General features: G+C 67.2%; 15 protein-coding genes. 9 read left to right on the forward strand and 6 right to left on the reverse strand.

Annotated elements, in window-relative coordinates:
* The first annotated feature begins 7 nt into the window (after nucleotides 1–7).
* Nucleotides 8–1,111, forward strand: a complete 1,104-nt coding sequence (locus ABE423_RS09720; protein ID WP_346485883.1) for a catalase family peroxidase — start codon at nucleotides 8–10, stop codon at nucleotides 1,109–1,111.
* Nucleotides 1,108–1,644, forward strand: a complete 537-nt coding sequence (locus ABE423_RS09725; protein ID WP_012509795.1) for a cytochrome b — start codon at nucleotides 1,108–1,110, stop codon at nucleotides 1,642–1,644. The genes ABE423_RS09720 and ABE423_RS09725 overlap by 4 nt, the downstream gene beginning before the upstream one ends.
* A gap of 606 nt (nucleotides 1,645–2,250) precedes the next feature.
* On the opposite strand, the gene ABE423_RS09730 is transcribed toward ABE423_RS09725, so the two are convergent.
* From ABE423_RS09730 to ABE423_RS09745, 4 genes are read right to left on the reverse strand one after another with little or no spacing between them, the layout of a single operon-like run.
* Nucleotides 2,251–2,853: a response regulator transcription factor gene (locus tag ABE423_RS09730; protein WP_014645643.1), complete on the reverse strand. Its 603-nt coding sequence runs from the start codon at nucleotides 2,851–2,853 to the stop codon at nucleotides 2,251–2,253.
* The gene (locus ABE423_RS09735; RefSeq protein WP_032128166.1) at nucleotides 2,850–4,064 is read right to left on the reverse strand and encodes a sensor histidine kinase; all 1,215 of its coding nucleotides are present in this window, start codon (nucleotides 4,062–4,064) and stop codon (nucleotides 2,850–2,852) included. The genes ABE423_RS09730 and ABE423_RS09735 overlap by 4 nt, the downstream gene beginning before the upstream one ends.
* A 6-nt stretch (nucleotides 4,065–4,070) precedes the next feature.
* Nucleotides 4,071–4,847: an ABC transporter permease gene (locus ABE423_RS09740; RefSeq protein WP_125894892.1), complete on the reverse strand. Its 777-nt coding sequence runs from the start codon at nucleotides 4,845–4,847 to the stop codon at nucleotides 4,071–4,073.
* Nucleotides 4,844–5,740 (reverse strand): ABC transporter ATP-binding protein, encoded by an 897-nt coding sequence (locus tag ABE423_RS09745; RefSeq protein WP_125894894.1) that lies wholly within the window; start codon nucleotides 5,738–5,740, stop codon nucleotides 4,844–4,846. Before ABE423_RS09745 ends, ABE423_RS09740 begins: the two co-directional genes overlap by 4 nt.
* 202 nt (nucleotides 5,741–5,942) lie before the next feature.
* Here ABE423_RS09745 and ABE423_RS09750 point away from each other — a divergent pair, with 202 nt between their 5' ends.
* The 5 genes from ABE423_RS09750 (at nucleotide 5,943) to ABE423_RS09770 (ending at nucleotide 13,749) form a co-directional block, all read left to right on the forward strand.
* Nucleotides 5,943–7,196 (forward strand): efflux RND transporter periplasmic adaptor subunit, encoded by a 1,254-nt coding sequence (locus ABE423_RS09750; RefSeq protein WP_346485887.1) that lies wholly within the window; start codon nucleotides 5,943–5,945, stop codon nucleotides 7,194–7,196.
* Between the two features lie 102 nt (nucleotides 7,197–7,298).
* On the forward strand, nucleotides 7,299–7,988 hold the full coding sequence (locus ABE423_RS09755) for an ABC transporter ATP-binding protein (RefSeq protein ID WP_049435531.1): 690 nt from the start codon (nucleotides 7,299–7,301) through the stop codon (nucleotides 7,986–7,988).
* Nucleotides 7,989–8,002: 14 nt separating this feature from the next.
* On the forward strand, nucleotides 8,003–9,160 hold the full coding sequence (locus ABE423_RS09760; RefSeq protein WP_032128170.1) for an ABC transporter permease: 1,158 nt from the start codon (nucleotides 8,003–8,005) through the stop codon (nucleotides 9,158–9,160).
* 13 nt (nucleotides 9,161–9,173) lie between these two features.
* On the forward strand, nucleotides 9,174–10,496 hold the full coding sequence (locus ABE423_RS09765; RefSeq protein ID WP_032128171.1) for an ABC transporter permease: 1,323 nt from the start codon (nucleotides 9,174–9,176) through the stop codon (nucleotides 10,494–10,496).
* Between the two features lie 427 nt (nucleotides 10,497–10,923).
* Nucleotides 10,924–13,749: a TonB-dependent receptor gene (locus ABE423_RS09770; RefSeq protein ID WP_125894898.1), complete on the forward strand. Its 2,826-nt coding sequence runs from the start codon at nucleotides 10,924–10,926 to the stop codon at nucleotides 13,747–13,749.
* A 118-nt stretch (nucleotides 13,750–13,867) separates the two neighbouring features.
* Here ABE423_RS09770 and rarD read toward each other — a convergent pair whose 3' ends face one another.
* Entirely contained in the window at nucleotides 13,868–14,764 is an 897-nt protein-coding gene (rarD, locus tag ABE423_RS09775; RefSeq protein ID WP_032128173.1) for an EamA family transporter RarD, read from the reverse strand.
* Nucleotides 14,761–15,666: a drug/metabolite exporter YedA gene (yedA, locus tag ABE423_RS09780; protein WP_125894900.1), complete on the reverse strand. Its 906-nt coding sequence runs from the start codon at nucleotides 15,664–15,666 to the stop codon at nucleotides 14,761–14,763. The genes rarD and yedA overlap by 4 nt, the downstream gene beginning before the upstream one ends.
* Before the next feature lie 223 nt (nucleotides 15,667–15,889).
* On the opposite strand from yedA, the gene ABE423_RS09785 reads away from it, so the two are divergent.
* Nucleotides 15,890–17,224: an MFS transporter gene (locus tag ABE423_RS09785; protein WP_010486964.1), complete on the forward strand. Its 1,335-nt coding sequence runs from the start codon at nucleotides 15,890–15,892 to the stop codon at nucleotides 17,222–17,224.
* A gap of 67 nt (nucleotides 17,225–17,291) precedes the next feature.
* Nucleotides 17,292–17,588 (forward strand): hypothetical protein, encoded by a 297-nt coding sequence (locus ABE423_RS09790; protein WP_125894903.1) that lies wholly within the window; start codon nucleotides 17,292–17,294, stop codon nucleotides 17,586–17,588.
* The last annotated feature ends 4 nt before the right edge of the window (nucleotides 17,589–17,592 follow it).

Below are 17,592 nucleotides of genomic sequence, written 5' to 3' on the forward strand. Positions count from 1 at the left end.
TCCGACCATGTCGCTCTTCCGCTACACCCGCGCTGGCCAGACGCCGGGCGCACCGCGCAAGCATTCCCCCCTGCTCTGGATCGCACTGATCGCACTCATTCTGGGTGCGGTGGCGCTGGCCTTCGCCTGGTTGGCCGGCTGGATTGGCGGCCGCCTGACCGCGCAGCGCTTCACCGACACCATCGAGGCCACCGGCCCGGCCCATCCGGGCTTCCGCCGTGCGCACAGCAAGGGCGTGTGTGTAAGCGGTTGGTTCGAACCCAGTGCGCAGGCCCCCACCCTGTCCAGCGCCCGCGTGTTCTCGCAGCGCCGCGTGCCCGTGATGGGCCGCCTGTCGATCGGCGGTGGCGACCCCTACGGCGCGGACAACACCGCACGCGTGCGCAGCCTCGCTGTGCAGATGGTCAGCGACGACGGCCAGGAATGGCGGATGGCGATGAACAGCTTCCCGTTCTTCGCCGTGCCCAACGCCGAGGCGTTCTACGCGCAGACGCGCGCCTCCATCCCGGACCCGGCCACCGGCAAGCCAGACCCGCAGAAAATGGCCGCGGTGCTGGCGAAATACCCCAGTGCACAAGCGTTCCAGCAGTGGGCCAAGTCTGCGCCGTGGACCAGCAGCTGGGCTGACACCACCTTCAACAGCGTCAACAGCTTCTGGTTCACCAACGCGCAGGGCCAGAAACGCGCGGTGCGCTGGCGCTGGCAGCCGCAGGCGCCGGTGGTCGAGATGGATGCGGAAACCCGCAAGCAGGCCAGCGTCGATTTCCTCAGCCATGAACTGCAGCAGCGCCTGGCCAGCGGCCCGGTGCGCTGGAACCTGGTCGTGACCACCGCCGAGCCCGGCGATGCCATCGATGATCCGTCGGTGCCGTGGCCCGAGTCGCGTGATCAGGTGGTGGCCGGCGTGCTCAGCCTGGACCGCCTGCAGTCGCAGGAAGAAGGCGCGTGCGGCCAGATCAACTTCGATCCGCTGATCCTGCCCAGTGGCGTGCGTGGCAGTGACGATCCGATCCTGGCGGCCCGCTCCGCCGTGTACTCGCAGTCCTTCAACCGCCGCGAACGCGAGCGCGCCACCGGCAACGTCGAGCAACCGAAGGAGGCCGCACGATGAGCACCGGCAACGGCCACTTCAACCTGCTCGCGCGCGTGCTGCACTGGTCCATGGCACTGATGATCATCGCCATGCTGTTCATCGGCGTGACCATGGTCGCCTCGCTGCACCTGCGGCCGATGCTGATCGACCTGCACCGCCCGCTGGGCATCGCCATCGGCGTACTGGTGCTGTTGCGCCTGTACAACCGGCTGCGCCATCGCCCGCCACCGCTGCCGGCGGATCTTCCGGTGTGGCAGGTGATGGCCGCCAAGGCCTCGCACTGGATGCTGTACGCGCTGATGCTGGCAATGCCGCTGATCGGCTGGGCGATGCTGTCGGCCGGCGGTTACCCGATCGTGCTGTGGGGCGGCCTGCACCTGCCGCCGATCGTGCCGCACACCCCGGCGCTGTATGCCGCGTTGCGTAACGCGCATAGCCTGCTGGCGTATGTGTTGTTCGCCACGGTGCTGATGCATGTGGGTGCGGCGCTGTTCCACCTGTGGGTGCGCCGTGATGGCGTGTTCCAGGCGATGGCGCGCGGGAAGGATTGAGCGGGTTCGCCGGGCGTTCCCGGCGGATCGTTTCCGCGACCGCGGGGGGTGTCACTTTTCTTTTCGCGCGAAAAGAAAAGTAACCAAAAGAAACGCGCCGCCAGAGCGCGAGCCGGTGCTGCGCACCGGTGCCCTGTGCTTCTCGGTGAATCAGGGGACGGCGCCGAACTCGCTGCGCTCAAACACCGGCGCCTCTTCGCCCCTGATTCCCCTGCGATGCTCGGCTCGCTCAAGGCGGACCCAAGGTCAAATGCCACAGCTGCACCCAGTAGATCCACGCCATGCGTGGATGCTCTAGCTGTTGATCTTGCCCTTCAAGTCCGCCTTGAGCGAGCCGAGCACCGCAGGTCCGGCGAGGGCGAAGAGGTGCGGGTGTCTGAGCGCAGCGAGTTCCCGCACCGTCCCTCGACGGACCGAGGAGCGCAGGGCACCGGCGTGCGAAGCGCGCCGGCTCGCGGCCGGCGGAGCGTTTCTTTGGTTACTTTCTTGATGGCGCACATCCATGTGCGCCACCCTGCGGGCCGGCTACGCCGTTCCACGCTGCTCCTGCAGCGTGGTGCACGAGCAAAGAAAGTGACACCTCTCCGCAGGCGCGGAAATGATCCGCTACAACCACCCCTTCTGCCGCGCCAGCCGATACGCCTCGATCCGATTGGCCACGCCCAGCTTGCCGATGCACTCGGACAGGTAGTTGCGCACCGTGCCGTGCGACAACCCCAGCTGCTCTGCGATCTCGCTGGCGGTGCGGCCCTCGCCCGCCAGACGCAGCACGCGGCGCTCGCGGTCGGTGAGCGGATCGGCCTGCGACCATGCATCCAGCGCCAACTGCGGATCGATCGCACGAATGCCCTGCTTCACCTTGCGCAGGGCGTCGGCCAGGTTCTCGGCCGGCGCATCCTTCAACAGGTAACCCAGCACACCGGCCTCCAGCGCGCGGCGCAGGAAACCGGCGCGGGCGAAGGTAGTCACGATCACCACCTTGATCGGCAGTTCGTGGCGGGCGATGCGTTGCGCCAGCTCCAGCCCGCTCAGGCCCGGCATCTCGATGTCGGTGACCAGGATGTCCGGTTGCAGCTGCTGCAGCATCCGCCAGGCGGTTTCGCCATCGGCGGCGCTGCCCAGCACTTCGATGTCCGGCTCCAGGCCGAGCAGCGCCGACAACGCACCGCGCACCATGGCCTGGTCTTCGGCCAGCAGGATGCGGATCATGCGGCACCGTCCTGCGCCAACGACGTGGGCGACAGCGGCGTGGTCGCGGCCATCAACGGCACGCGTACCGTCAGCACGGTGCCCGCCCCGCGCGGCGACTGCAGCGTCAACTGGCCACCCAGTGCTGCGGCCCGCTCACGCATGCCACTCAACCCATTGCCCTCGGCCTGCACGCCGCCACGGCCGTCATCGCGTATCTGCATCGCCAACTGTCGTTCCTCAAGCATGAAATCCACCTGCACCCGGGTCGCCTGCGCATGGCGCACGATGTTGGTCGCCGCCTCGCGCAGCACCAACGCCAGCCCGCGCTCCACCTCCACCGGCATCGCAGGTGGCGTCGTGTACTGCAGATGTACCTGCTGGCATTCCAGCAGCAGGCGCGCCGATGCCAGCTCGCCAGCAAGGTCGCTGGCGCGGATGCCGGTCACTGCACTGCGCACCTGTGCCAGCGCTTCGCGTGCAATGTCCTCGGCCTCGCCGATCTCCTGCCGTGCACGCGCGTCATCGCGATCGTAGAGCTTGCGTGCCAGCTCCAGCTTCAGCGTGATCAGCGACAGCGTGTGCCCCAGCAGGTCGTGCAGGTCGCGGCCGATACGCTCGCGCTCGGCGGTGGTGGCCAGTCGCCGCACCTCGTCCTGCGACAGCTGCAGGGCAACGTCGCGCTGCTGGCTCAGGGCCTCCACGTTCACCACCAGCCCGACGATGAACGACACCGCCGGCATCCACACCATGGCCTGCCACGGATAGCCGAAGTACAGCGCGGTGCCGCAGAACAGCAGGTTCAGCGCGGTCAGCTGCAGCAGGTACGCCCACCAGCTGCTGCGCCCGCTCATGCGGATCATCACGCAGCCGAACACGAAGTAGCTCAGTCCCGAGGGGTACCAGGGCAGCAGTACCAGGGCCATCACGATCATGCCCAGCGCATAGCGCCACCCATGATGCCGTGGCGACAGCATCACCCTGGCATAGAGCAGCAGGAACAGCGGGTAGCTGGCCAGGGTCAGCAGCAGCCAGCGCAGCGTGAAGCCATTGCCCAGCACCGGGGTGAGGAAGATCCATACCGACCACAGCAGGTGGATCGCTCCGCTCCAGGGCGACTTGCCACGTCGCAGCAGTTCGGCCACCGCCGAATCCGGCGCAGGGCGCAGCAGGGACGCAAGCCAGCTCGACGACACGGGAGAATCCAGGCGGGGACGATCGCTGCCGATCATGCCAGTTCAGCCGATCCGGCGCAGGCGACGGCGCGCCAGCAGCAGCGCCACCACCGTGACCGCCAGCAGCACCAGCAGGTGGCCGGCGAGGCTGCCCACCGACGGCAGCCCGACCACCGGCAGCGCCAGCTGCGCCAGATGCCAGGTCGGCCACAGTGGGGCCATCGTCGAGAACAGCGTGGGCAGCACAGACAACGGCAGCCACAGGCCCGACAGCAGGGCCAACGGCAGGTAGACCAGATTGACCATCGCCGGTGCCGCGCTGGCACTGACATGGCTGCCGATCAGCAGGCCAATCGCCCCCAGCGGCAGTGCCGCCAGGCCCGCCACCACCAGCAGCTGCACCATCTGCAACGCCTGCAGCTGCACACCACCGAACACGCGTGCGACGCCGATCAGCAGCAACGCCACCAGCAGCGCGAACATCACCGCCATCGCCAGCCGTGCCAGCAGCGGTGCCGCCGCCGGCATCGGCAGCGCGCGCTTGAGGGTCAGCAGGCCGCCTTCACGATCCAGCGCCAACTGCACGCCGAAGCCGAACAGGGCCGGGGCCATCGCGCCGAACACGCAGTAGGTGGCCAACAGGTACAACGGCGCATGACCGCGCCCCAGCAGCACGCCGAACAGCAGGTAGAACAGCACCGGGAACAGCAGCGAGGGCACCGCGAACGCCGGCGTGCGCCAGGCGCGGCGCAGTTCGGCCATCAGCTCGGCGCGGTACGGACGTAGTGCCTGTCGCCATGCAGGCAGCGGCAATCCGGTGGTACGGACAAGGGTGTTCATGCGGCCTCCCGGGTCATGTCGAGGAAGGCGTCGGCCAGCGCCGCGCCCTGTACTTCCAGTTCGCGCAGCTGCGCATCGGCGGCCAGCAGGCGCGCCACCACAGGCTCGGCCGGGCTCGCCAGCAGCTGCAGGTGCTCGCCGTCGCGCTGCACCTCCTGCACGCCCGGCCACTGCTGCACGTCCGCAATGGGCAACCCGCTGCGGCAGCGGATGCGGCGCGGCCGATCGGCCAGCCGCAGCTCGCTCAGCGGCGCGTCGGCCAGTACCCGGCCCTGCTCCAGCACCACCACCTGCTGCGCCAGCGCTTCGGCTTCCTCCAGGTAATGGGTGGTCAGCAGCACACCACAGCCTTCGGCCACCAGCTGCCGGATCGCCTGCCACATCGCCTGCCGCGCCTGGATGTCCAGGCCGGTGGTGGGCTCGTCCAGGAACAGCACGCGCGGGCGGCCACACAGCGCGATGGCGAACTGCACGGCGCGCTGCTGGCCACCTGACAGCTGGCCGTAGCGGCGGCGCGCGAGCGCCTGCAGGCCAGCACGCTGCAGCACCTCCTGCAACGGCATCGGGTCGGGATAGCAGGCGCTGGCCTGTGCCACCAGTTCGTCCACCTGCAGCATCGGCGGCAGGCTGGTGCTCTGCAGCATCACGCCCAGGCCGATACGGCTGGCGCGCTGCTGCGGGTCGCCGCCGAGCAGTTCGACCTGCCCGCCATCGGCGCGGCGCAGGCCCAACAACACGCTGATCGCGGTACTCTTGCCGGCACCGTTGCGGCCCAGCAGCGCCAGCACCTGGCCAGCGCGGACCTGCAGGTCGATGCCATGCAGGGCGGTATGGTCGCGGTAACGCACCTGCACCTGCTGCAGGCGGGCCAGCGACGGGGCGATCGGATCCATGGGCGGTACCGGTAGCGGGGACGTTGCCATCCTGTGCCGCCGTGGTCACATTTCGCAGTTGCCGCCGTCAGTGTCATCGGGTGACAGCTGTCACTGCCGTCATCGCTGTGCCTGCCTTCATGCTGTGCCGCACGCTCCACCGCCGGAACCGCCGCCGTCCGCCCTTCCGGTCACACCCGCCCGAACGCCTGTGATGGAACGAATGAACGCTTCTGCCGAGCTGTTGAAGGAACTCCGTATCGACCGCAAGTCCCCGCCGCCCGCCTCCGGAGGGAGTGGCAGTGGTGGTGGCCGCCGCTGGCTGTGGATCGCGATCATCGTGGTCGTCTTGTTGCTGGCCGCTGTCGCTTTCGCCCTGTTCGGGCGTACGCCAGCGGTGGACGTGGAAACCGCGCCGGCGGTGGCCATCCAGCAGGGCAACGCCAGCAGTTCGGTGCTCGACGCCAGCGGCTATGTAGTTGCGCGGCGCATGGCCACGGTCTCGGCCAAGATCACTGGCAAGGTTCGCGAGGTGATGATCGAGGAAGGCATGCGCGTGGAGCAGGGCCAGATCATGGCCACGCTGGACCCGATCGATGCCGACGCGCAGCGCAGCCTGTATGCCTCGCAGCTACAGGCCGCACGCAGCCAGGTGGCCGGTCTGGAGGCACAGCAGAAGCAGGCCGCCGCCGAAGCCAGCCGCCTGCAGGCACTGGTCGGCCAGCAGCTGGTGTCGCGCTCGCAGTACGACCAGGCGGTGGCCCAGCGCGACAGCCTGCGGGCACAGCTGGACACCGCACAGCGCAACGTCAAGGTGGCCAACGACCAGCTGGCCATCGCCGACCTGGGCGTGGACAACAACATCGTGCGCGCGCCGTTCTCCGGCGTGGTCACCGCCAAGGCTGCGCAGCCCGGCGAAATCGTTTCGCCGCTGTCGGCCGGCGGCGGCTTCACCCGCACCGGCATCGGCACCATCGTCGACATGGACTCGCTGGAGATCGAAGTCGAGGTCGGCGAAGCCTTCATCGGCCGCGTGCAGCCGAAGATGCCGGTGGAAGCCACGCTCAATGCCTACCCGGAATGGAAGATTCCCGGCGAGGTCATCGCCATCATCCCCACCGCCGACCGCGGCAAGGCCACGGTGAAGGTGCGCGTGGCGCTGAAGGTGAAAGACCCGCGCATCGTGCCGGAGATGGGCGTGCGGGTCAGCTTCCTGGAACAGGCGCAGCCGCAGGCGGCCGCCAAGCCGCAGGGCGTGCGCGTGCCGGGCGGCGCCGTGGTGCAGCGCGGGGGCGCCTCGGTGGCCTTCGTGCTGGGTGATGAGAACCGCGTGCAGCAGCGCACGGTCGAGGCCGGCCAGGCGATGGGCAAGGACCGCCAGATCCTCAAGGGCGTGAGCGCGGGTGAATCGGTGGTGGTGAACCCGCCCGACACCCTGCGCGATGGCGCCAAGGTGCAACAGAAACAAGCGCAGTAACGGCCTGGCGCCCATGGGCGCCGCCGGCAACACCGCTCGACGCACGCCTGCGGCCACCGCAGGTGCGCTTCCCCGTTTCCCGCCTTCCGTGGAGAACCACCCATGTCGACCCTGGTTTCATTGCGCAACATCACCAAGACCTACCAGCGTGGCCCCGAAAAGGTACAGGTGCTGCACGGCATCGACCTGGACATCGCCAGCGGCGACTTCGTCGCGCTGATGGGCCCGTCCGGCTCGGGCAAGACCACCCTGCTCAACCTGATCGGTGGCCTGGACAACCCCAGCGGCGGCGAGATCAGCATCGAAGGCGAGCGCATCGACCAGATGAGTGGCGGCCAGCTGTCGACCTGGCGCAGCCACCACGTCGGCTTCGTGTTCCAGTTCTACAACCTGATGCCGATGCTGACCGCGCAGAAGAACGTGGAACTGCCGCTGCTGCTGACCCACCTCAGCGCGGCGCAGCGCAAGCGCAACGCCGAGATCGCGCTGACCCTGGTCGGCCTGGCCGACCGCCGCAGCCACCGCCCCAATGAACTGTCCGGCGGCCAGCAGCAGCGCGTGGCGATCGCGCGCGCAATCGTCTCCGACCCGACTTTCCTGATCTGCGACGAACCGACCGGCGACCTCGACCGCCAGTCTGCCGAGGAAATCCTCGGCCTGCTGCAGCAGCTCAACCGCGAGCACGGCAAGACCATCATCATGGTCACCCATGACCCGAAGGCCGCCGAGTACGCCACGCACACGGTGCACCTGGACAAGGGCGAGCTGGCCGACGCGCCGCTGGCCCACTGACGGAGGCCACGGCGATGAAATACTTCTCGTTGGTGTGGGCGCAGCTGTTCCGCAGCCGCACCCGTACATTGCTGACCCTGCTTTCGGTGGTGGCCGCGTTCCTGCTGTTCGGCATGCTCGACTCGGTACGCGTGGCATTCACCTCCGGCGGCAGCGTGGAAGGCGCCAACCGGCTGGTGGTGGCGTCGCGGCTGTCGATCACCCAGTCACTGCCGATCCGCCTGGAAGCGCAGGTGCGGCAGGTGGCCGGCGTGCGCGACGTGGCCTACGGCATGTGGTTCGGCGGCATCTACCAGGACCCGAAGAACTTCTTCCCGAACTTCTCGGTGTCGCCCAACTACTTCGATGTCTACCGCGAGCTGCAGATCGACCCGGCGCAGCTGGAGGACTGGAAGCAGACCCGCACCGGTGCCATCGTCGGCGAGACCCTGGCCAAGCAGTTCGGCTGGAAGATCGGCGACACCATCCCGCTGCAGGCAACCATCTTCCCGCGTGGCGGCAGCAACGACTGGCCGCTGGAGCTGAAGGGCATCTACCGCTCCAAGGACCGTGCGCTGGCCGCCAACGAAGAACGCCAGCTGATGATGAACTGGAAGTACTTCGATGAATCCAACGACTACATCAAGAACCAGGTGAGCTGGTACACGGTGACGCTGGACAACCCGGACCAGTCCTCGCGGGTGGCGCAGGCGATCGACGCGATCTCGGCCAACTCCGACCACGAGACCAAGACCCAGACCGAATCGGCGTTCCAGCAGGCCTTCGTCAAGCAGTTCGCGGACATCGGCATGATCGTTACGTCGATCATGGGCGCGGTGTTCTTCACCCTGCTGCTGTTGACCGGCAACACCATGGCGCAGGCCGTGCGCGAGCGCGTGCCGGAGCTGGCCACGTTGAAGACGCTGGGCTTCAAGGACAGCACCGTGCTGACCCTGGTAATGGTGGAGTCGGTGCTGCTGATCGGCCTCGGCGGCCTGATCGGCATGGGCCTGGCTGCGCTGATCCTGCCGGCGATCGGGCCAAAGAGCATGGGCATGCTGCCGCCGCACGTGCCGACGCCGACCTGGCTGATGGGGCTGGGCCTGATCGTGGTGATCGGCATCATCGTCGGCCTGTTGCCCGCGCTGCGTGCCAAGCGCCTGAAGATCGTCGACGCACTGGCCGGCCGCTGAGGAGAACGCAGACATGTTCAAGAGCAAACTCAAGAAGTGGCTGGGCAACGGCGTGACGGTGCTGCTGCTGGTGATCGGCCTGGTGCTGTGGATCAGCCTGCCGTGGATCGGCGTGCTGGCCGTGGCCGTGCTGGTGGCACTGTGGCTGCTGCTGACCCGCGGTGGGCGACTGGCACTGGCCGCCACCCGCATCGGCGTGGCCAGCCTGCCGCAGCGCTGGGGCGCGTCCTCGGTGATCGTGGTCGGCATCGCTGGCGTGGTCGGCGTGCTGGTGGCGATGCTGGCGATGGGCGAAGGCTTCCAGGCCACGCTCAACAACACCGGCGATGACACCACTGCCATCGTGCTGCGCGGCGGCTCGCAGGCCGAAACCAACTCGGTCATCACCCGCGAACAGGTGCCGACGCTGTCCACTCTGCCCGGCATCACTCGCGATGCCGAAGGCCGGCCGCTGCTGTCGCCGGAGCTGTCGCAGGTGGTCAACCTGGTATCGAAGTCCGACGGCACCGACGTCAACGCGCAGTTCCGCGGCGTCGGCCCGCAGGCGTGGGCGGTGCATGACAAGGTCAAGATCGTCGAAGGCCGCACGTTCGCCACCGGCCTGCGCGAGATCGTGGTCGGCCAGGGCGCCAAGGGCCAGTTCCGCGATCTGGACGTTGGCAAGACGCTGACCCTGGGCAACCAGACCTGGACCGTGGTGGGTGTGTTCGCCACCGGCGATGCGCATGACTCGGAACTGTGGACCGACGCCGATACGCTGGCCACCACCTACCAGCGCAGTGCGTGGCAGTCGATCAGCGTGCGCACCGATGGCAAGGCCGGCTTCGAGCAGTTCAAGGCCGCCGTCGCCGCCGACCCGCGCCTGAAACTGGACGTGGAAACCACCCGCGTCTACTACAGCAAGCAGGGCGGCGGGCTGACCAAGCTGATCGACATCCTCGGCAAGGTGATCGGCACCATCATGGCGGTCGGTGCGGTGTTCGGCGCGCTCAACACCATGTACGCGGCGGTCGCCACGCGTGCGCGCGAGATCGCCACCATGCGCGCGATCGGCTTCCGCGGCCTGCCGGTGGTGACGGCGGTGATGCTGGAGACGATGCTGCTGGCACTGCTCGGCGGCCTGCTGGGGTGTGCGGTGGCATGGCTGCTGTTCAATGGCTACAGCGTGTCCACCATCGGCAGCAACTTCAGCGCAGTGGTGTTCAAGTTCCATGTGTCGCCGGAACTGCTGTGGACCGGCCTGAAATGGGCGCTGGGCATCGGCCTGGTCGGCGGCCTGTTCCCGGCGCTGCGCGCGGCACGTTTACCCATCACCACGGCGCTGCGCGAAACCTGAGCATCACGCAGCGATACAACGCGCATTGCGCAGGGGACGGAGCGAACGCTCCGTCCCTTTTTCTTGCGCGTCATCCGCGAATGGCGTGGATCTACTCAGGGCGATGCAGCCAGGCCGGGTGATGAACCAGTACGTCCAGTAGATCCACGCCATGCGTGGATGGATGCCTGCGCACACGCACTGCTACAGATTGCGGGAAATCCGCCGCTATCGATGCCTCTGCCCATCGCAAACGCAGCGCGCGTGACGCTGCGCACAGCGCATCTGTGGATTGTTGGTTGCGATTCATTTTCGCGCACATCCGTGGCGCAGAGACAAACAGTTACGAATGGAAACATTCTAGAATCGCGCCCCCCACGTTGGTTTGCAGCACCCCACGCGCCCATAGAACGGGCGCTTGTTTTTACTGAAACACGAGATTTCACGGATGTCCCTGAAAACCAATCCGCTGCGCAACGCGATCGTCATCGCGCTGGCCGCCAGCTGCACCACCCCCGCCTTCGCACAGAGCACCGGCGACGCCACCACCACCCTCGACCGCATCGAAATCACCGGCTCGCGCATCCGCCAGGCCAGTGTCGAGACCGCACAGCCGGTGATCGCGCTCAACCGCGCCGAGATCGAGAAGAAGGGCTACGTCAACGTCGCCGACATCCTGCAGGACATTCCCGCTGCTGGTTCGCCGAGCATGAGCCGCGCGTCTTCGCTGACCTCCTCGCGCGACTTCGGCGGCATGTACGTCAGCCTGCGCAACCTCGGCCCGGAACGCAGCCTGGTGCTGATCGACGGCCGCCGCATGGGCGTCAGCGCCGGCGGCTACTCCGACCTGGCCTCGATTCCGTCGGCCATCGTCGAGCGCGTGGAAGTGCTGACCGATGGCGCGTCCGCGCTGTACGGCTCGGACGCCATCGCCGGCGTGGTCAACATCATTACCCGCAAGAACTTCGACGGTGGCGAAGCCAGCGTCTACGTCGGCCAGTACGGTGAAGGCGACGGCCAGAAGCGCTCCTACAGCGCCACCTTCGGCAAGACCTTCGACCGCGGCTGGTTCACCGTGGGTGCTGAGCGCACCAAGGAAGACGAAGTGCTGGGCAAGGATCGCGAGTTCAGCCGCTATCCCAACGGCCCGCGCCACCCGACCGACAACCTGAACGGCAACACCCCGTGGGGCTACGTCACCGTCGGTGGCAAGAACCTGACCGTGGGCCCGGGCGGCGATCCGAGCCAGAAGGGCAACTTCCACGCGCCGGATCCGGCCGATGGTGCCAACAGCAAGACCAACATGAGCCTGCTGACCGGCCTGGAGCGCACCTCGGTGTTCGCCAACGGCGGCTTCTCGATCACCGACGACCTGCGCATCGTCGCCGACGCGCTGTACAGCAAGCGCGAATCGACCAAGCAGCTGGCCGGCTACCCGTACTCGGTCAGCGCCGCCCAGGCGCGCAACGGCAGCCGTGCCGCCCTGTCCAAGGACAGCACGTTCAACCTGTGGGGCCAGGATGTGCTGTTCGCGCACCGCTCCGAGGAGCTGCCGCGCGGCACCGAGAACAATCTGGAGACCAAGCGCGCCAGCATCGGCCTGGAAGGCAGCTTCGAAACCGGTTCGCGGTACTGGGACTGGAACGTCAGCTACATGTACAACCGCAATGAAGGCGAGCGCATCGGTACCGGCAGCATGTACCAGCCGCACGTCAACCAGGCCGTCGGCCCGTCCTTCATGGATGGCAACGTGGCCCGCTGCGGCTCACCGGGTGCGGTGATCGCCGGCTGCGTGCCGTGGAACCCGGCTGCGCCGATGGGTTATACCGGCCCGGGCTCGCTGAGCAACCAGGACGTACAGGACTACCTGTTCGCCCGCTTCGTCGACAAGATGAAGAGCACCACCAAGGTGGCCAGCGCCAACATCTCCGGTTCGCTGTTCACCCTGCCGGCCGGCGACATCATGGGCGCGATGGGCTTCGAGCACCGCAGCGAAGAAGCCAGCTACACGCCGGACATGCGGGTGCAGAAGGGTGAGATTACCGGCACCAGCGGCCAGCCGACCCGTGGCGACTACTCGCTCAACGAGGTCTACCTGGAGCTGCAGGTGCCGCTGCTGGCCGATCTGCCGTTCGCGCGCGAACTGTCGCTGGACGTGGCCGGTCGCTACTCGGATTACAACAACTTCGGCTCGACCACCAACAGCAAGTTCGGCCTGAAGTGGAAGCCGATCGACAGCCTGCTGGTCCGCGCAACCTATGGCACCGGCTTCCGTGCGCCCACCGTGGATGACCTGTACGGCGGTACCGTCAGCACCCGCGATTCGTTCACCGATCCGTGCGATACCTCGTTCGGTACCGCGGCCACCAGCCCGACCGTTGCTGCCCGTTGCCAGGCGCTGAAGGTGCCGGCCAACTTCCGCCAGCTCAACAGCGATGGCACCGTTGCCACCAAGCCGGGCCAGCAGTCGACCGTCGACTTCAACTCGGGTTCCAACGCGGCGCTGAAGCCGGAAACCGCCAAGACCTGGACCGTGGGCCTGGTGTACAGCCCGGACTTCGTGGCCGGCCTGGATGTCAGCCTCGACTGGTGGAAGATCCGCATCAACAACGCCATCGTCTCCGAGACCACCAACAGCATTCTCGAGCAGTGCTATGTGCAAGGTTCGGACGCCGCCTGTGGTCGCTTCACCCGTGGCAGCAACGGCCAGGTCAACAGCCTGGACCGCTCGCTGGTCAATGCCGGTTTCCGCGAAACCGCCGGCTATGACATCAACGTGCGTTACCGCCTGCCGGAAACCACGTTCGGCCAGTTCGCCGTCAACTGGAACACCACCTACACCGACTACCTGAAGCAGCGCAACGACAACGCCGCGACCACGCCGGTGGAGCAGCGCACCAGCTGGGGCGGCGACTTCCGCGTCCGCTCGACCTTCAACCTGGATTGGCAGTACGGCGACCTCGGCATCGGCTGGACCGCGCGCTACTACTCCAGCATGAAGGAGAAGTGCTCGTACATGGACGAGTGCAACCTGCCGGGCTTCAGTTCGTCGTACACCAGTGCATCGCCGACCAACAAGGTAGGCTCCAACACCTTCCACGACCTGCAGGTGCGTTACAGCCTGCCGTGGGACGGCACCGTGTCGCTGGGCGTGAACAACGTCTTCGACCACCAGGGTCCGATCATGTACAGCCAGCCGAACAGCAGCTTCACCTACTACGGTGGCTTCGACATCGGCCGCTTCATGTACATGAAGTACCAGCAGCGCTTCTAAGCCTGCAACCGCGTTCCCGTCACAGCCAACTCTCTCCTGGCTGTGGATGGAAGCAGAGCGGCGCCCCTCGGGGCGCCGCTCTTTTTTGTGCACACGTGTCAGCCGAGCGGACGCGGCGCTAGCGCTTGGCGCGCATCGTGCGGATGTTGTCGCCGACGAACAGCACCAGGCCGGCCCAGATCGCGGCAAAGCCGATCGCCTTGGCGGTGTCGAACGCTTCGTGGAAGAAGAACACACCCAGCAGCAGCTGCAGGCTCGGCGCGATGTACTGCAGGATGCCGACCAGCGACAGCGGAATGCGCTTCACGCCGTAGGCGAAGCCGATCAGCGGCACGGCGGTGACTGCGCCGCCGAAGATCAGCAGCAGGTCGTTGCGCCAGCCCCAGCCATGGAAGAACGCGCCACCGTGGCCATTCTCGGCCCAGATCGCGAAGGCCAGCGCCGGCAGGAACAGGTACATGCTTTCCACGCCCAAGCCGGCCACCGGGTCGACCGAAACCAGCTTGCGCAGCAGGCCATACAGGCCGAACGAACAGGCCAGGCCCAGCGCGATCCACGGTGGTGTGCCGGCGTCGATGGTCAGCCAGGCCACGCCCACCGCCGCCATCGCCACCGCCACCCACTGCAGGCGGCGCAGGCGTTCCTTCAGCACCAGCACGCCCAGCAGCACGTTCACCAGCGGGTTGATGAAGTAGCCCAGGCTGGTCTCGATGACATGGCCGGCGTTGACCGCCCAGATGTACAGGCCCCAGTTGAAGGCGATGGTCAGGCTCGACACCAGCAGGATCGGCAGCGCGCGCGGCTGTGCGGCGATCTTCTGCCACCAGCCCAGGCGCGAGCTGATCAGCAGCCAGCCCAGCACCAGCACGGTGCTCCAGATGATGCGGTGGGCGATGATCTGGAACGAGGGCACCTCGTTGAGCAGGTGCCAGTACACCGGGACCAGGCCCCAGATCACGAAGGTGGACGCAGTGACCAGCAGGCCCCGGCGTTGTTCTTTCTCATCCATGCTCATTTCTTTCTCGTCCTTGCCATCGTCAGCACCACCACACCCAGAAGAATCACCACCATCGCCAACAGGTCGCGCCAGCCGAACCGTTCACCGTTGAGCAGTGCGCCCAGCAGCACCGCGATCACCGGATTGACGTACGCGTAGCTGCCCGCCAGCGCGGGGCGCACGTTCTGCAGCAGCCACACGTAGGCGGTGAACGCGACGATGGAGCCGAACACGCACAGGTAGGCCATCGCCAGCAGGCCACCGGTATCGGGCAGCGTGGTCGGGCGCTCGCCTACCGCCAGGCCGATCAGCACCAGCAGCACGCCACCGCAGACCATCTGCCCGGCAGCGGTCATGAACGGGCCCGGCAGGTCCAGCCCACGCGCCCACACCGAACCGAAGGCCCAGCCGATCGGCGCGATCAGCAGCAGCACCAGCCCGGTCGGCGAGGCCGTCAGGCTGCTGCCGGCGTTGAGCCAGACCACGCCCAGGAAACCGATGGCGATGCCCAGCCATTCGCCCTTGCTGGCGTGCTGGCCACGCAGCGCCGAGAACAGCGCCATCCACAGCGGCACCGAGGCCACTGCGGTGGCGGCCAGGCCCGAGGACACCTCGCGCTCGGCCAGCACCACCATGCCGTTGCCCAGCACCAGCATGGTCACGCCCATGATGACCAGGTTGCGCCACTGCCGCAGGGTCGGGTTCGGCATCTTCCAGAACAGGCGCAAGGCCAGGAACATCAGGCCACCGGCAATGATGAAGCGGCTGCCGGAGACCATCGTCAGCGGCAGTGCGCCGCCGTGCAGGGCCTTGGCGATGCCCAGGTAGGTCGAGCCCCAGACCACGTAGACCAGCAGCAGTGCCAGCGCGACAAGGCCACCCCGGGGGGCAGCCGCAGACGAAGAGGGGGGAGCCGACATGACACACCAGGGAGCCGGGGGAAGGCGGATTCTAGGACGTTTTGAGTATGGTCCGGGACCCCATACGGTGGCACGCTGTCATCCATCCATGCACCCTGCTCTGGTCTGCTACCCCGTGTTGACGGTCGATGCAGTACCAAGAGGGCTGCCCGGCCGCGCCGCCCCAAGGCCGGGCGCCGTTTTCCCTGCGCACGGACGCGCCGCATCGAGGATTCCCACCCAGATGAGCACCACGTCACAACCTGCTGTCCCCGCGAACGACCGCGCCGCCCTGCGGCGGTCGATCTCCAACACCCTCAAAGGCTCCGCCGGCAACCTGGTGGAGTGGTACGACGTCTACGTGTACTCGGTGTTCGCCGTGTACTTCGAATCGCAGTTCTTCTCGCCCGACGACAAGAACTCCACGATGTACGTGTGGGCGATCTTCGCGGCGACCTTCCTGATGCGCCCGATCGGTGCCTGGTTCTTCGGCCGCTTCGCCGACCGCCATGGCCGCCGCCTTGCGCTGACCGTCTCGGTCACGCTGATGGCGCTGTGTTCGTTCCTGATCGCCATCACCCCCACCGCCGCCAGCATCGGCATCTGGGCCGCGGTGATCCTGCTGTTCGCGCGCCTGCTGCAGGGCTTCGCCACCGGTGGCGAATATGGTGCCAGCGCCACCTACATGTCCGAGGCCGCCATTCCCGGCCGCCGCGGCTTCCTGTCGTCCTTCCACTACGTCACCCTGGTCGGTGGTCATGTGCTGGCCCAGCTGACGCTACTGCTGATGCTGACCTTCTGGGGCAAGCCGGAAATCTCCGAGTGGGGCTGGCGCATCGCCTTCGGCATCGGTGGCATCGCCGCAGTGGTGGTGTTCTGGCTGCGTCGTGGCATGGACGAGTCGCTGTCGGAGTCGTCCATCGAGGCCGCACGCGAGGGCAAGGCGCAGAAGTCCGGCTCGATGTACGAACTGTTCGTGCACCAGTGGCGGCCGCTGCTGCTGTGCTTCCTGATCACCGCCGGCGGCACCGTGGCCTTCTACACCTACTCGGTGAACGGCCCGAAGATGATCCAGAGCGCCTTCGCCGGCAACGATCCGATGACCGGCACCCTGATCAACCTGGGCGTGCTGGCGTTCCTGATGGTGCTGCAGCCGGTCGGTGGCTGGCTGTCGGACATCATCGGGCGCAAGACCCTGCTGGTGTTCTTCGGCGTCGGCGGCGTGCTGTACAGCTGGTACCTGATCACCCAGCTGCCGCACCAGCATGACGCCACCCTGGCCTTCCTGACCCTGGCCATGGCGTTCGTCATCCTCACCGGCTACACCTCCATCAACGCGGTGGTGAAGGCCGAGCTGTTCCCCACCCATGTGCGCGCACTGGGCGTGGGCCTGGGTTACGCACTGGCCAACTCGCTGTTCGGCGGCACCGCCCCACTGCTGTACCAGGGCGCGCTGAAGACCGGCCACGTCGACTGGTTCGCCATCTACGTGACCGCGACGATCGCGGTATCGTTGGTGGTCTATGTGTTCTTCCTCACCAACAAGGGCCCGAACTGGCTCGACGGCACCCGCAAGTAAGCGCGTTGCCCTGATCGCGGCCACCGGTGCAATGCCGGTGGCCGCTGCGTCTCCCGCCACGCCGTTGATGTGGATCGCGGCGACGCTGGCCACAGCCACGGCATTGGCCTGGCTGCTGCGCCGCCCCAGCGCACAGGCCGCGTGGCCGCGCATCGGATTCGGGATTGCCCTGCTGGTGTTCTGCGCCGCGCTGGCGCTGCAGCTGGCGGTGGACCTGGGCAGCGGCCACAGCTCGCTGCAGCTGCGCCTGCATCGCGGCATCAATGCAGGGTCGCCGGTTGGACTGCGCACGATGGTGGCGTGCTATCTGGCAGCGCTCGCCGCCAGTGGCTGGGGTGCGTGGACGCTGCTGCGCCGGCGCTGACGAA

The organism is Stenotrophomonas sp. TWI1409 (genome assembly GCF_039673015.1).
Lineage (GTDB): Bacteria > Pseudomonadota > Gammaproteobacteria > Xanthomonadales > Xanthomonadaceae > Stenotrophomonas > Stenotrophomonas maltophilia_A.

Excerpts from the sequence above, each read along its gene's own strand:
- ABE423_RS09770 (WP_125894898.1), top strand. The coding sequence starts at position 10,924 with ATGTCCCTGAAAACCAATCCGCTGCGCAACGCGATCGTCATCGCGCTG.
- ABE423_RS09790 (WP_125894903.1), top strand. The coding sequence starts at position 17,292 with ATGTGGATCGCGGCGACGCTGGCCACAGCCACGGCATTGGCCTGGCTG.
- yedA (WP_125894900.1), bottom strand. The coding sequence starts at position 15,666 with ATGTCGGCTCCCCCCTCTTCGTCTGCGGCTGCCCCCCGGGGTGGCCTT.
- ABE423_RS09755 (WP_049435531.1), top strand. The coding sequence starts at position 7,299 with ATGTCGACCCTGGTTTCATTGCGCAACATCACCAAGACCTACCAGCGT.
- ABE423_RS09785 (WP_010486964.1), top strand. The coding sequence starts at position 15,890 with ATGAGCACCACGTCACAACCTGCTGTCCCCGCGAACGACCGCGCCGCC.
- ABE423_RS09735 (WP_032128166.1), bottom strand. The coding sequence starts at position 4,064 with ATGATCGGCAGCGATCGTCCCCGCCTGGATTCTCCCGTGTCGTCGAGC.
- ABE423_RS09745 (WP_125894894.1), bottom strand. The coding sequence starts at position 5,740 with ATGGATCCGATCGCCCCGTCGCTGGCCCGCCTGCAGCAGGTGCAGGTG.
- rarD (WP_032128173.1), bottom strand. The coding sequence starts at position 14,764 with ATGAGCATGGATGAGAAAGAACAACGCCGGGGCCTGCTGGTCACTGCG.
- ABE423_RS09765 (WP_032128171.1), top strand. The coding sequence starts at position 9,174 with ATGTTCAAGAGCAAACTCAAGAAGTGGCTGGGCAACGGCGTGACGGTG.
- ABE423_RS09720 (WP_346485883.1), top strand. The coding sequence starts at position 8 with ATGTCGCTCTTCCGCTACACCCGCGCTGGCCAGACGCCGGGCGCACCG.
- ABE423_RS09740 (WP_125894892.1), bottom strand. The coding sequence starts at position 4,847 with ATGAACACCCTTGTCCGTACCACCGGATTGCCGCTGCCTGCATGGCGA.
- ABE423_RS09730 (WP_014645643.1), bottom strand. The coding sequence starts at position 2,853 with ATGATCCGCATCCTGCTGGCCGAAGACCAGGCCATGGTGCGCGGTGCG.
- ABE423_RS09725 (WP_012509795.1), top strand. The coding sequence starts at position 1,108 with ATGAGCACCGGCAACGGCCACTTCAACCTGCTCGCGCGCGTGCTGCAC.
- ABE423_RS09750 (WP_346485887.1), top strand. The coding sequence starts at position 5,943 with ATGAACGCTTCTGCCGAGCTGTTGAAGGAACTCCGTATCGACCGCAAG.
- ABE423_RS09760 (WP_032128170.1), top strand. The coding sequence starts at position 8,003 with ATGAAATACTTCTCGTTGGTGTGGGCGCAGCTGTTCCGCAGCCGCACC.